General features: G+C 38.8%; 12 protein-coding genes. 9 read left to right on the forward strand and 3 right to left on the reverse strand.

Annotation, left to right across the window (positions count from 1 at the left end; translation table 11 throughout):
* Nucleotides 1-2 precede the first annotated feature (2 nt).
* From ACFSKL_RS07125 to ACFSKL_RS07145, 5 genes are all read left to right on the forward strand, one after another.
* The gene (locus tag ACFSKL_RS07125; RefSeq protein ID WP_376884818.1) at nucleotides 3-1,118 is read left to right on the forward strand and encodes a redoxin domain-containing protein; all 1,116 of its coding nucleotides are present in this window, start codon (nucleotides 3-5) and stop codon (nucleotides 1,116-1,118) included.
* 255 nt (nucleotides 1,119-1,373) lie between these two features.
* Nucleotides 1,374-1,844, forward strand: coding sequence for a nucleoid-structuring protein H-NS (locus ACFSKL_RS07130; RefSeq protein WP_376884819.1), 471 nt, complete (start codon nucleotides 1,374-1,376; stop codon nucleotides 1,842-1,844).
* Nucleotides 1,845-1,869: 25 nt separating this feature from the next.
* On the forward strand, nucleotides 1,870-2,448 hold the full coding sequence (locus ACFSKL_RS07135) for a hypothetical protein (RefSeq protein ID WP_376884821.1): 579 nt from the start codon (nucleotides 1,870-1,872) through the stop codon (nucleotides 2,446-2,448).
* Complete coding sequence (locus ACFSKL_RS07140; protein ID WP_376884823.1) at nucleotides 2,445-3,284, forward strand: hypothetical protein; 840 nt, start codon at nucleotides 2,445-2,447, stop codon at nucleotides 3,282-3,284. The genes ACFSKL_RS07135 and ACFSKL_RS07140 overlap by 4 nt, the downstream gene beginning before the upstream one ends.
* Nucleotides 3,271-5,727, forward strand: a complete 2,457-nt coding sequence (locus ACFSKL_RS07145) for a leucine-rich repeat domain-containing protein (protein ID WP_376884825.1) — start codon at nucleotides 3,271-3,273, stop codon at nucleotides 5,725-5,727. The genes ACFSKL_RS07140 and ACFSKL_RS07145 overlap by 14 nt, the downstream gene beginning before the upstream one ends.
* A 57-nt stretch (nucleotides 5,728-5,784) precedes the next feature.
* Here ACFSKL_RS07145 and ACFSKL_RS07150 read toward each other — a convergent pair whose 3' ends face one another.
* From ACFSKL_RS07150 to ACFSKL_RS07160, 3 genes are all read right to left on the reverse strand, one after another.
* Nucleotides 5,785-6,807, reverse strand: coding sequence for a hypothetical protein (locus ACFSKL_RS07150; RefSeq protein ID WP_376884827.1), 1,023 nt, complete (start codon nucleotides 6,805-6,807; stop codon nucleotides 5,785-5,787).
* 106 nt (nucleotides 6,808-6,913) lie between these two features.
* The gene (locus tag ACFSKL_RS07155; protein WP_376884829.1) at nucleotides 6,914-7,237 is read right to left on the reverse strand and encodes a DUF3817 domain-containing protein; all 324 of its coding nucleotides are present in this window, start codon (nucleotides 7,235-7,237) and stop codon (nucleotides 6,914-6,916) included.
* A gap of 13 nt (nucleotides 7,238-7,250) precedes the next feature.
* The gene (locus ACFSKL_RS07160; RefSeq protein ID WP_376884831.1) at nucleotides 7,251-7,778 is read right to left on the reverse strand and encodes a hypothetical protein; all 528 of its coding nucleotides are present in this window, start codon (nucleotides 7,776-7,778) and stop codon (nucleotides 7,251-7,253) included.
* Between the two features lie 353 nt (nucleotides 7,779-8,131).
* On the opposite strand from ACFSKL_RS07160, the gene ACFSKL_RS07165 reads away from it, so the two are divergent.
* The 4 genes from ACFSKL_RS07165 to ACFSKL_RS07180 all read left to right on the forward strand — a co-directional run bounded on the left by ACFSKL_RS07165 (nucleotide 8,132) and on the right by ACFSKL_RS07180 (nucleotide 13,088).
* Entirely contained in the window at nucleotides 8,132-8,539 is a 408-nt protein-coding gene (locus tag ACFSKL_RS07165) for a hypothetical protein (protein WP_376884832.1), read from the forward strand.
* Nucleotides 8,540-8,841: 302 nt separating this feature from the next.
* Nucleotides 8,842-9,858: a pyridoxal-phosphate dependent enzyme gene (locus tag ACFSKL_RS07170; protein ID WP_376884834.1), complete on the forward strand. Its 1,017-nt coding sequence runs from the start codon at nucleotides 8,842-8,844 to the stop codon at nucleotides 9,856-9,858.
* Nucleotides 9,827-11,743, forward strand: coding sequence for an FAD/NAD(P)-binding protein (locus ACFSKL_RS07175; RefSeq protein WP_376884836.1), 1,917 nt, complete (start codon nucleotides 9,827-9,829; stop codon nucleotides 11,741-11,743). The genes ACFSKL_RS07170 and ACFSKL_RS07175 overlap by 32 nt, the downstream gene beginning before the upstream one ends.
* Nucleotides 11,744-11,777: 34 nt before the next feature.
* Nucleotides 11,778-13,088 (forward strand): type III PLP-dependent enzyme domain-containing protein, encoded by a 1,311-nt coding sequence (locus tag ACFSKL_RS07180; RefSeq protein ID WP_376884837.1) that lies wholly within the window; start codon nucleotides 11,778-11,780, stop codon nucleotides 13,086-13,088.
* Nucleotides 13,089-13,389 lie beyond the last annotated feature (301 nt).

Raw genomic sequence — 13,389 nt, forward strand, 5'->3', positions numbered from 1 at the left:
ATATGAATAATATAGTAAAGACATTCCTGGTTTTAATACTTGCATTTCCTTTGACTTCATGCGGTTCGAAAGAACAGGTTTTTGATGGTACTGTTAAGATTTCGGGGAAAATTGAGAATTCAACATCCTCGGAAGTTGTCTTGGTGAAGTATTTAGATGACAAGACCGAAGTTTTGGATACGTTGAAATTGAATCCAAATGGGAAGTTTGAATATACCTTGGAGCTGGATGAGCCAGGGTTCTATGAATTGAGTGTCCAGGAGAATGCATCGGTTATGCTTGCATTGTATGACCAGGATGTTCAGATAAATTATGATGTCAAAGACGAGAAGAGTTTGAGGATAGAAGGATCAGATGATTCTAAAAACATGCTGAAGGTGAGGGATCTTAGAGAGGATTATCAAAATCAGATAAATGATCTGAATGATGCCTACTATGAAGCGATGAACAATAGGGATCAGGATAAAATCAAGGAAATACAGGAGCAGGCGATGAGTCTTGAGGGAAACCATGCCACCAAAGTCAAAGCAAGCATCGGTGAAATGGACAATAGTTTTGCGGCATTGTTTGCTTTGGGAATGCTTAATCCCAAACAAGATTTCATCTTCATGGATGAGGTTGTTAGCAGCTTGAATGAAAAATACCCAAACACAAAAATGATTACCTCCCTCATGGCCAGGTTGGAGGATTTAAGGGCTTTGTCTATAGGTCAAATTGCACCGGAAATTGCCCTTCCAAACCCGCAGGGGGAATTGGTAAAGCTGTCAGATTTACGCGGAAAATATGTCTTGATCGATTTTTGGGCAGCTTGGTGCAAGCCATGCAGGGAAGAAAACCCAAATGTGGTCAGGCTATACAATCAATATAAGGAGAAAGGCTTTGAAGTTTTTGGTGTTTCTTTGGATAGGACCAAAGAAGCTTGGGAAAAAGCAATAGAAGATGATGAACTTACCTGGACGCATGTATCCGATTTGAAATACTTCAATTCGGAAGCAGCAGCTACCTACCAGATCAATGCTATTCCTGCTACTTATTTGATTGATCCTGAGGGGAAAATAGTCGCTAAAGACCTGAGGGGAGCCAGTTTGGAAAATAAGTTGTCGGAGATTTTTCAGTAGCAGATTGATTGCATTAAAAAGGCCATTTTAAAATTTAAAATGACCTTTTTAATTTTTAAGAAATATTGTGATATTGTAGCAAATAGTATTGTGAAAAATATGAAGTTTTTCATATACATTTGCGCCATAATAAAAGCATCACGGTAATTAAAATGCTTCTTTTGGAAATTATCTTCAATGATAAGTTTTATGGAATGCTTTTTGATTAAATAGTGATGACCTTTCAGAACAAAATTTAAACTTATAATTCAGAAGATGAAAAAAAGAATCCTCAAATCACCTGTAAACAGATTGGTATTTGTAGCTCTGTTTGGCTTATTGGCTATGGGAGCATGTAAAAGTAAAAAGAAGGTAGTCGCTGAGACACCGCCACCAGCACCAGTCGAGCAAGTCGAAACACCATCGACTCCATCAACTCCCGACCTATCGGCTGAAGAAGTAGCAGTAGGTAAATTGGAGAATTATTTTAGCAGCATCGCAAACTCCAGCAATGTTCAGTCTGCCAATAGCACTATTCAGGAAGCTTTGGGTATGTTCTCAAACCAAGAAACCCCAGTCCTTATCGTAATCCATGAAGAGAGCGGTATCAAGGATTATGACGAGCCTACAACTATCTCTAAGTATCTCAATTATTTGAAAGACACCAAAAAGAATTTGAATTTTATCAGCGACATCCGATTGGATGGATCTGGAAGAGTTTCTGAACTGGAGCTTCGTCGTAAATAATCACTCAAAAAGTAAAATTATAATCATGAAAAAATACATTTCTTTATTTCTACTTGCTTTTTTGGCTTCAGCGTCAATTTCTTTGGCTCAGTCAAATGACATTAGCCCATCAAGAAAGCAGGCAATAGACTCTTTGGCTTTGGAAAAAGTAAAAGATTTAAGTAAATATATCTCGATCATTGGAAGCAAAGAGACGCAATTCTCAGAAGCGAACAGGGTAATGGACAGAGCTGAAGAGCTTTTTGCTCCAGATGCTGAAATGGGCGTTTCTTCAATCAACAGAAAAGAAATCGCTTACTACAAAGTAAGAAGATACTTTGAAAGATTGATGGCTTTGAACTACGACAGGGTAAATATCACCTGGTATGACATCCACTATATCTCTGATTTGGAGAGACAGCCTGATGGTAGATACGTAGGTGTAGTTACTGTATATCAAAGATTCGAAGGTACTTCTTTGGAAAGCGGATTGAACTACAGAGATACAACCAAGAAAGATATCACTATCTATGTTGAGAAAAAACAAACTCAGATTGCAGGTAGAACCATCGAATTCTGGGATGTTATGTTAGGAGATATCCGTGTGACTGAAACTTCAGCATGAGAAAAATAGCATTATTAGCTTTATTAATAATTACTTCCATTCAGTTGGCACCGGGGCAAGGTTTATACAGCCCCGGTTCGCCACAGGATGATGGTAGGTTTGCTGCTTCTACCAAGCAAGTGAGCCAATTTTTTAGAAGGTTCAACGGAGAGGAAAGTGCAGATGGTTCGAAAAGATACTATGATTCCGATGCAGAATTTAGGGCAAAGGAACTGCGCAGCAAATTTATAAGTGTGCTCTTTGACAATGAAACCTCGAGTATACAGAATTCATTAAAGTCAGAATTCCTCAATGACGTACTTTCGGAACCTTTGCCGCAATATGTTAATTTTCACAAAGGGGAGTGGTTTGCAGAAGTTGAGACAACATTTATTTTCAAAGGAAAAAAAGAAGAAGTTACTTTATTCATGAAGCTACAGCCTGAAGGACTGGGTTATGAGTGGGTAGTTGACAAAATCAGTTTCAAGCCATTCAAGAATTTCTTCAAGAAGCCAGAAGGTGATCAGAAATCTTTTTTGCATCCATTAAGCCATGAAATTGGCTTCATGAACCTTCGAAAAGCATTTCAGGAAAATGATAAACCTGAATCGTATACACCAAAGGAATATGAACCGGACTATTTGACCATATTCCTTTATGAAATGAAGAATGGTAATCTGAAATTTGATAATATCTCAGATGTTAAATTTCATTTTTTCCAGATCAATAATTGGTACTTTGAATTGAATCAATTCAATAGGCCAGGCTTTAACACAGGTTGGTTGATAAGTAATTTAGTTAAACTTAAGGCTGGAGATAAAGAGGTTATTCAGAAATACATATATGATCAAAAATAGCATTAAATATCTTCTTTTTGCAGTAGCATTGGTCAACTCCACAGGAGTTTTTGGACAGCAGGCTCTGGGTGACTATTCCAAGCAAGAGATCAAAGATCTTGGTCAAAAGGCAGAGGATCAAGTGAAATTCCTGGAATACTACTTTAACACGGTTGGCAATAAAGAAACGCCTGCCAGGGATAAAGATGTGATCATCAGAGAGAGCTACAAGAAAATTTTCAGAGACAGCAAAGTCCAGGTGGAGGATGATTTGTTGCTTGATAGAAAAGTAATTACCAACAAGGATATTACTGCCTATTTGAAAGACATTGAATTCTTTTTCAAAGATGCCAACTTCAAGTTCAAAGTTAGGGAGGTAAAGCCTTTTTTGAGAGACAACGATGAGTTGTCGTTTATAGTAACCCTTGACAGGACTTTGACAGCGACAGGGTTAAACCTTGAGAAAATCACCAATACAAGGGAGCGCTTTGTAGAGGTGAATGTCGATAGAATCACCAATGAATTAAAGATCGCCAGTATTTACACTACCAAATTGAATAGGGACAAGGAACTTGAAGAATGGTGGTCTTTACTTTCCTATACTTGGACGGACTATTTTAAAAGCAAAATAGGATTGTCGGAAGGGGATTCTGTTTCATTGGAGCATTTGTATAAAATTAGCACCATTGATTCCATAGATTTATCCGGGAATCAATTCGTATTGGATCTCGAACCGATACAAGCCCTCCGGGACTTGAAATACATCGATATCAGCAATACGAAAATAGAGGAGTTGAACCCTATCAGCAATGTGACATTCCTAACCCATCTCAACATAGCAAACACTCCGACCAATGATATACAGTTTATCAAATACTCCGATAGATTGACCTATCTGGATATCTCAGATACAGAAATAAATGACATCAGCGAATTGGGAAATCTAAAAATGCTTTCGACTTTGAAGGCAGAAAGAACACCGATTGCGAGTTTTGGCGTGCTGAATTCATTCGAATCACTCAGGTCACTTTATTTGAATTCAAGTGGGTTCAATAACCTTGAGAATATCCAAGAATTGGATAAACTTATGAATTTGGACATCAGTGCCAATTATTTGATCAATTTCGAATTGCTTGCAAACCTCAAAAGTTTGGAGAGTATCAATCTGAAAGAAACCAACATCGTTGATTTGACTCCATTGAAAGCCCTACCTAAGCTTAGGGTGATCAATATCAACCAGACAGAAGTCTCAGATCTAAATCCACTGGACAGAATACCTTCTTTGAAGAAAATCTATGCAGATAGGACAAGGATTCAGGAATGGGAAGCGGATGAGTTTTCCAGAAGGAACAGATCTGTCCTGATGATCCACCATGTGGAAAACCTACAGACCTGGTGGGAAGGTTTGACGCAGCCTTGGAGGGATGTGTTCGTTAAGGTCAATAGGAACTTAATCCATGCTGAGCCATCTATCGAAGACCTATCAGCCTTGATCGGATCAGATTCCTTGGATTTGTCAGATAGCGAAATCGTAAACCTTGGACCTGTCCTTAAATTCAAAAAGATCAATTTCCTGTATTTTGATAATACAAAGGTCACGGACCTGTCACCACTTTCTGACATCAAAACTTTGACAAAAATCACAGGTCGAAATGCAAAAGTAAATTCTTTGCAACCCCTTTCAAGTTTGCCAAATATTGAAGTTTTGGATTTTAGAAATGCGCCTATTTCCAGCATTTCACCTTTGGTAGGTGTCAAAACATTGAAATATCTGAATGTGGAAAATGCCGAGATTCCTGTTGAGGAAGTCGTAGCGGCAGTCCATGAGACCCCTTCCTTGAACGTGATTTTCAGATCACTTGAATTGGAGACCTGGTGGGATGGTTTGGATGATACCTGGAGGTCTATTTTCAAAGACCAATTCGGAACATCTGATGACCCAAATACCGAAGAACTTCATGCTTGGACGACAGAGACAAAGTTGAATATTGAAAAGGAATCAATTTCAAATTTCACACATCTTGGGGTTTTTATCAACTTGAGAGACTTATATGTATTCGACGTTCCGGCGATGGATTTTTCTGAAATAGGGAACCTGAAACAGCTGGAAAGATTGAAAATCAGCCAAGCACCCATTACTGACCTCAAAGTCTTGTCTGATCTGAACAACCTTCAGGAATTGGATCTTTCAAATACGGGCATCGATGATTTGAGGCCTTTGGGAGTTCATTCCCAACTGAAAACATTGAACCTTTCGGGGACAAATGTCAAAAACTTAAGAGGATTGAATTCATTGTATGAATTGGAGGAACTTGATATAGCCAGCACGAATGTGAAGTCTTTGAAACCGGTTCAAGGTTTGACAAATCTTAGAAAATTGAGTTGTTTCAACACCAGAATCAATAAAAGGGGAGTAGATAACTTTAGAAAACTAAACCCTGAATGTGAGGTTCGATACTATTAATAATCAATAAAAAAGCTGCTAGATTGATCTAGCAGCTTTTTTATGAATATATCTAAGTTATTTTTTATGGACTTGTTCCAGACTTTCCCTTAGGATACCCCCCATGTTTTTGCAGGAAAGAAATTTTTCGTTTTTGTAATGTCTAGCCAAGTCGGTTTTAAGTGATTCTATATTTTCTATTGTAGAAATGGTATCATGCTCCATACTCCTCAAAATGTCCTCTATTTCTTTGTGGGATGACTTCAGCCTATTTGCGATCAAGGCGCGCTCCTCCCGTTGGTACTGTACCATTGACTCGGAGGTAATGTGATCCAGTCCAAGTTTGATCAAGGCATTGTTTTGCTTGAAATACTGAGGTAGGTAAATTGATTTTTTTCCTTCGTAGGATTGCTGGTCAAAATCTATCGCCCTGATCCTATAATGAGTCTCTTCAAAGTCCGGTGTCACGTCAATCACAAAGTTGGAAGAATGCATATCTCCCAAAAGTCTTACGAAGCAGCGTTCGTTGAATTTTACAAACTCCTTTGCCAACCTGATAGGGTTCAACAATTGATCATGGATATGGAGCTTCATAAACATCTCTCCAGGAATACCGGCAATATGCTCTTCTATCAATGTGTTTTCGTGGACAAGGTAGCTGATCCTGTTGGGAGAGAGGAGATGCTCCAATTCCAGCCCATATACCCTGGAAGCATCCGCATTTTTGACATAAAAATAATCGAAGTTGTCATTGATCCTATTGACAATCCGGACCCGGAAGGGCTGGGTATTTCCATAACTGCAGAGATCGATCCTATCCACGTAGAGATGTTTCATGACAGAAATGTCCCCTTCAGCTTTCAGAAGCGCATAGATTTTTTTGACATTGTAATGGATTTCCTCCCGGTCGGATTCACTGTAAAATACAGTCTCCCAAAGGGTGTCGTTTCCCTTGTAATCATACAATGGTATGGAAGTGTTATACCTCAGAAGGTCTTTGTAGTGAATGGGGAAATCAACTATCCTTCCATATTTCAGGAGATATTTCCTAAGTCCCTGACTGATGGAATAGATTATTTTTTTCTTACTGATCAAAGCCATACACCATGGTTTCTAAAATACTTGTCCTGTTTTTACAAGCAGCGATATTTGTTATACTGGTTTGAATATACGCTACTTTGCCGATAAACAGCAATGACATAGGTTATCATGATTCAATCAATTCCTTTTCCTGCTTTTTCAAGTTGCGGTCAAAGATGAATGGACCAAAAGGCAGAACTGCAGCAATCAATCCCAAAAAAGTTTTGGCAAAATTCCAATCCAGTTTTTTGGCTGTGGGGAAAATGATATAAATATAAAGTATGAATAACACCCCATGGATCCATCCCACAACTTTGACAGCCATTGGCACATCAAAAATGTATTTGAGCGGCATGGCGACAAAAAGCAGCAGCAAAAAGGAAAGCCCTTCCACAATACTTATTTTTCTAAATCTTTTAAGCCACTTTACTTTTGATTCAATTGATGCCATTTCGGAGGTCTGTTTATTTTTTGATGCCAAACAGGATTTGGAGTTTGTTCCACAGTGATTTTTTCAATTCTACGTCGGTAAAAATTGACCTTAAATCATCTGCAAATAAATATTCCACCCCATTTTCATTCCTGATTTCATATGCTTGTTGTTTGAACTGAAAAAGCTGATGGTTTAGTTTCCCAAAGACCAAAATTTTATTGGCATTCAACTCTTCGATTTTGGAATAAGACACCTCTTCCACAGATTCCGAAGCGCACAAGGCAATGTCTTTGAGTGAGCAGGTAACAGCACCAAGTATCTTGAAAAGAAATTCCCGAAGATCAGGTTCCAGATGACTCCCTTCGTAGGCGATCAATATCCCTTTTTCAAAATTCCCTTCAAAAATAAGGTCATGTTCTTCTTCTACATTTTCCTCTATCAATTCCAAAGATTCTGAAATCCCAACATCTTTGAAGTTTCTCACAACCAGTTCTGGAATCTCCTTTTGGTCGATGATAATGTCTGCGTCCAAAAACATTCCCATATGATGTAAATTCATGCTTTCCATAAAGCTAAATTGATCAAAAATATGCTGTCAAACAAACAAAATGATTGGAATAAAAAAGTTCTGGATTTAGCCTGCACCATAGAAAAATCTTTGAAGTTTTAGTTGAAATAATATACCTTTCTATCGAATTTGGAACGAGATTTACAACTTGTGCCTCTGAAGTCCTGAAAATCGCAATTTGGTTATCCTATGCAAGGAAACAGCTTGTTGGAGGTTTAGTGGTGGGATTGCTTTTTAAGGTTGTTTTATCTTTCATTTTATAATCGAATTAATCAATGAAAAAAATAAATACATTATCCGTTCTGATCCTATTACTACTTGTTTCCTGTAAATCTTTCAATATTATGAAAAACCATGATATAGGAAATTCAATGTTGATTACACATTATTCTGGTTTTATTTTGTCCAATATTCTCGAGACAGAATTCTCGAAAAGGGAAAGCAAAAATGAAGATGGGAAGTCAGAAAATTTTCAATTGAACAATATTCAAATAATCTTTTTTAGCGACGATAAATCTGCTTTAGTTTATTTGGGAAGCATAAATTTCCAAAGTATGATAGACTCTATCTCTGTTGAAACTTCAGAAGCTGCCAAGATTAAATATTCTGATTGGGATAGTGTCATTACTGAAGCAAATATCGTTGTGAGTTATGAGTATCCAGATCTAAATTCTGTAGGGAAACAGATTCGGACTGAGGTTTTTAAGTTAAAGAACAGAGAGATTGTTAAGACTATCCAACAACCGCTGTAAGGACAAAGCCTACCTTAAATGCATCGGTATCGGACTGATATTCTATCTGCTTTTCTCTGTAGAATATAGGCAGCCCATATCGGGAAACTAATTCCCCATGTAAATCAGCCAAATTATCAAATAGCTGATTGAAACCATTTGTAAATGAGGGGATTTATGTATTGGGGACTTTAAAACGTTTAAAATATACCAATAGGTTAATCGGAAATATTCATTTTTAGGTTTGGAGTAGGATTTGCAATTAGATAAGGGCGCTTGCTGTAACTTGTTTACCGTGGGCCCTAAATTCTAATTTTCTAAAAATGATATTAGCCAACAATAGTCAAACCTGCGAGGGAATCCCCTCATTAATAGGCAATACCAACTTGATTCGGTTGTCTAAACTTTTTCCTGACAAAAAGGTCTATGGAAAACTGGAATTGATGAATCCAGCAGGGAGTATCAAGGACAGGACCTCGAAATTTATTATAGAAGAATCCTTCAAACAGGGTTTGATTGACAATGATACCCTGATCTTGGAAAGTACCTCTGGGAATATGGGCGTAGGGCTTGCCCAGATATGCCTCTACTATGGATTGGATCTTCATCTGGTAGTAGATCCCTATATCAATAAGCAAACATTGAAACTGCTGAAAACTTACGGGGCGACCATCGACATGGTGCGTGAAATTGACGATTCCGGTTCATATTTAAATGCAAGGATCAATCGGGTATATGAGCTGATTGATGATAATCCAAATTCTTTCTGGACAAGGCAGTATGGGAATCCCCTCAATCCAATGACGCACCACCGTACCGCAGAGGAAATAGTCTGCCAGTTGGGGGTCTATCCCGAATATATATTGGCTGCAACAAGTACCTGTGGCACGTTAATGGGGTTTGCAGACCATAACCACCAATTTCGGGGAAATTCAAAAATCATCCCAGTAGATGCCTATGGCAGTATTATTTTCGGCGGAAAAGCGGCAAAAAGGGTTATCCCGGGATTTGGTGCTTCAAAACCATCTGAGTTTTTGAAACATGAACTGTTGGCAGAACCAATGTGGATGGAAGAGTGGGAAAGTATAGTGGGCTGTATGAAGCTGCTTCGGCATGAGGCAATTCTTGCAGGAGGTTCTACCGGGGCATTGGTTTCGGCAGTGGAAAAACTGGAAATGAAGCCTGGCGAAAAAGCTGTAATCATCATCTGTGATCGGGGCGAACGTTACCTTGATACAATTTACTCAGAAGAATGGATCATGGAAACATTTGGAAAAGAATGCCTGGAGATGGTCAAAAAGAAAGTCAATGAAAATCTGGAATACGAGCCAATTAGCTGATTTAAACAAACAGCACAAAAAATGTATAGAAGGTTTGGTGGGGGATGATTCAATTCCACAGACTGACTTCCGGGTGGCAATCGTGGGCGGAGGTCCTAGGGGATCCTATGCGATCGAGCGCCTTGCAAGTGTTTGGTGCAATCTTAATGCTGGGAAATACATCGATATCGTATGTTTCAATGCAGGTGTGAATTTTGCTTCTGGACCAAATTACCTCACAGATCAACCTGATTATTTGTTGATGAACTATCATCTGGGAAAGGTTGATTTTTGGACAGATGAAGCTGAACAACTTGTGAATGAGCGTTTAAACCTTGTTGAGTTTTTGGAAAGATTTAAGCTTGATCCAAATGAAACCGTCGATCCAACTGATTATTGTACACGGGCTTTGACAGGTGTATATCTTCAATATTGTCTTTGTAAAGTTATCGAGTCACTTCCGGAATATATCCGATTACATTTGGTAGTGGGAGAAGTAAATTCAATCGGGGATGGCGCTGATGGTCTTTTGGTTCAGACAAAACAAGGTTATGGCAAGCATTTTTCAGAGGTAATCTGTTGTACAGGTCATTCATATAGTTTCGGAAACAAGATGCCTGATGAAATACTGGATGGCCAAAATCACAATCAATCAAGCTCTTTGGTCACATCAGTGTATCCGATACATCAATTGGAACATTTGGATTATGAAGGCAAGACAGTCATCGTGAAGGGGATAGGGTTGACTTTTGTCGATGCAGTATTGGCAATGACCGAAGGGCAAGGCGGATGTTTTGAGAAGGGCGAAGACGGCTTGACTTACATCCCATCGGGAAAAGAACCTCTTGAAATATTGCCTTTTTCCAGATCTGGTTTGCCGATGGTTTCCCGTCAAAATGATTTGGACAAGGATGGTTTTTCATTGAAATTCTTCACAGATGAAGTAGTGTCGGAACTATCAGATTCCAATAGAAGTATTGATTTTAAACATGAGGTATTGCCACTTATTGATCTGGAATTCAGGTTTCAATATGTTTTGAATTTACTCAATCATGAAATAGGTTTAGAGATTGATCCAAGTACTACTTTGCAGGAGATGGAAGTGATCGCAGAGAATCGGTTTCCCAAGTTTAAGCCATTTGATTTGGAACTTTTCTTATCTCCCAAATCAGACACAAGCAATCTAAATAAAGCTGTCAACAAGTATATGAAGACCATGCTTTTCCCTGAGCGTTATGGTAAACTGCTTAGTGCAACAGTCGCAATGTCTGGATTATGGCGTGAAATTTATCCCTTGTTCAAAAGGCTTTATTCCTTCGGGAAATTAAGTGGTGAAAGCCATCGTTATTTTGATAGGATGTATGCAAATAGGTTTCAACGTGTCTCCTACGGTCCACCTAAAGTAAGCATGGAAAAAATACTAGCCCTGCAAGAAGCAGGTATCATTCACTTCGATTTTGCTGCCGATCCCAAAGTCTCCTGGGATGGGCAAACTTTTGGATATAAACTCAGCCACAAAGAGAATCACCAATCCAAAATAGCCCATCTATTCATCGATGCCAGAATCCCCAAATCTGCAGGGCTTGATACGCAGCCGAAATACATAAAGCAGCTAGTTGAGCAATCAGAAATTGGTTTTTTCACCAATGAAAAATACAAAACCGGATGCTTGGAAATGGATCGGATGGGCAGGCTTCATAAGTACAAGCATATTTGCTTTTATGGTGTCCCAACTGAAGGGTGGACATTGGACAACGAAAGCCTTTCCCGGACCAACAACAATTTCCTTTCACCTTGGGCAAAACAAATTTCACTCAATTATGACAAACTCAACAATCCCAAAATTGACACCTATAGTGGATCCTTGGATAACGGACTTAACTGGCAATCTGGACCTATTAAATGATTGGATTAAGCAATATGGTTCCCCAATAAACTTGTTGAATCTAGGTTTATTTGAAGAGAATTTTCTCAAATATGATAAAGTATTCAAGGACTTTGGTGTGAAATACAAGGTGTTTTTTGCCAGAAAGGCCAATAAATGCAAAAGCTTCGTGAAGGCAGCCAAAAGTGGTGGGTTTGGGGTAGACACCGCAAGTCTCAATGAAATAAAGGATTGTATACAGATGGGCGTAAAGCCTGATGATATCACCGTAACTGCCGCTGTCAAAAACAGGGAATTGTTGCAATACGTAGTTGCCCACCAAATCCCCATAGTGTTGGATAATTTTGATGAATGTGAATTGCTGCATCAAGTCTTGACTGAGGAAAACAAGACCCTGCGTGTAGGATTCAGGGTAAGTGGGTTTTGGCATAAGCGTGAAAAATTATATTCCAGGTTTGGGTTTGATGTAGAGGAAATTGCCGGATTTATTACGCAGAACCTCAAAGGATCGGGCAAGTACAACAGGTTTCTGTATCATGGCCTGCATTTCCATCTGAATGGCTATAGTACAGAGGAAAGGATTGATGGATTGTCACAGTGCCTAGACCTTGTGGATACCTTGGCTATTGATGGTTTTAAGACAAGCTTTGTAGACATAGGAGGTGGTATTTTGATGAATTACTTGACTTCGGCAGTCGAATGGGACACTTTTCACCAAAGACTCAAACAAAGTGTCTATGAGGATGCGGAAGAGATTACCTTTCAAAAGAACCTCTTGGGAATTACCAACATTGATGGAAACCTGATAGGTGAGCCTCATGTATATCCTTATTACAATGAACTTTTTCAGGAGCATTTTGTGGAAAAAATCCTGCGGGGTGAAAAAGACGGCGTGCCTCTCTGCAAGCATTTGCAGCAAAGGGATATTGAACTGAGGATAGAACCGGGAAGATCGATGTTGGATCAGACAGGGATCACAGTGGCAAAAGTGGCATTTAGAAAGAAAGACTCCCAAGGTAGATTGTTGGTGGGATTGGAAATGAACAGGACACAAATGTTCAGCTCAAGTGCTGATTATTTGCTTGACCCAATTTTTTTACCCCAATATTCCGGTGATCATATGCCTTGCGAAGTTTATTTTGTGGGAGCATACTGCCTGGAGCAGGAGTTGCTGCTGAAGAGAAAAATACAATTGCATCAGTTTCCGGAAATTGGTGATTTGGTTTGCTTTGTCAATACGGCAGGGTATATGATGCATTTTTATGAAAGCGAGGCACATCTGTTTGCTCTTGCCCAAAATTTGATAGTAGAAAAGAACAGCGTTTGGACTGCTATTCCGGATGAAAGATTTTCCTCAATCATTTGAGAAGGAAAAGAGAAGGCATAAAAAAACCGGCTTTCACCGGTTTTTGAGAGACTATTAACCTGAGTTCGATTGTTATCACAAAGTCAAAATCAATAAAAATATCCAGTTACAAGGCAAATTTCTGAGGGATAGCCTAAGCTATCGCTCAAAAATTTAACGCAGTAAATGGGTGTTTTTATTGACTGAGCCGACTATTTGGTTTTAAACGGCAACCTACTTCACTTTTTCAATCCGCAATATCCCAATATTACTTCATAAAAAAGTTCGCACCTTCTTTTCGTAGTTCTCACCATTTAAAACC

The sequence above is a fragment of the Belliella marina genome, assembly GCF_042682445.1.
Classification (GTDB): Bacteria; Bacteroidota; Bacteroidia; order Cytophagales; family Cyclobacteriaceae; genus Belliella; species Belliella marina.

Excerpts from the sequence above, each read along its gene's own strand:
- ACFSKL_RS07125 (WP_376884818.1), top strand. The coding sequence starts at position 3 with ATGAATAATATAGTAAAGACATTCCTGGTTTTAATACTTGCATTTCCT.
- ACFSKL_RS07130 (WP_376884819.1), top strand. The coding sequence starts at position 1,374 with ATGAAAAAAAGAATCCTCAAATCACCTGTAAACAGATTGGTATTTGTA.
- ACFSKL_RS07135 (WP_376884821.1), top strand. The coding sequence starts at position 1,870 with ATGAAAAAATACATTTCTTTATTTCTACTTGCTTTTTTGGCTTCAGCG.
- ACFSKL_RS07140 (WP_376884823.1), top strand. The coding sequence starts at position 2,445 with ATGAGAAAAATAGCATTATTAGCTTTATTAATAATTACTTCCATTCAG.
- ACFSKL_RS07145 (WP_376884825.1), top strand. The coding sequence starts at position 3,271 with ATGATCAAAAATAGCATTAAATATCTTCTTTTTGCAGTAGCATTGGTC.
- ACFSKL_RS07150 (WP_376884827.1), bottom strand. The coding sequence starts at position 6,807 with ATGGCTTTGATCAGTAAGAAAAAAATAATCTATTCCATCAGTCAGGGA.
- ACFSKL_RS07155 (WP_376884829.1), bottom strand. The coding sequence starts at position 7,237 with ATGGCATCAATTGAATCAAAAGTAAAGTGGCTTAAAAGATTTAGAAAA.
- ACFSKL_RS07160 (WP_376884831.1), bottom strand. The coding sequence starts at position 7,778 with ATGAATTTACATCATATGGGAATGTTTTTGGACGCAGACATTATCATC.
- ACFSKL_RS07165 (WP_376884832.1), top strand. The coding sequence starts at position 8,132 with ATGAAAAACCATGATATAGGAAATTCAATGTTGATTACACATTATTCT.
- ACFSKL_RS07170 (WP_376884834.1), top strand. The coding sequence starts at position 8,842 with ATGATATTAGCCAACAATAGTCAAACCTGCGAGGGAATCCCCTCATTA.
- ACFSKL_RS07175 (WP_376884836.1), top strand. The coding sequence starts at position 9,827 with ATGAAAATCTGGAATACGAGCCAATTAGCTGATTTAAACAAACAGCAC.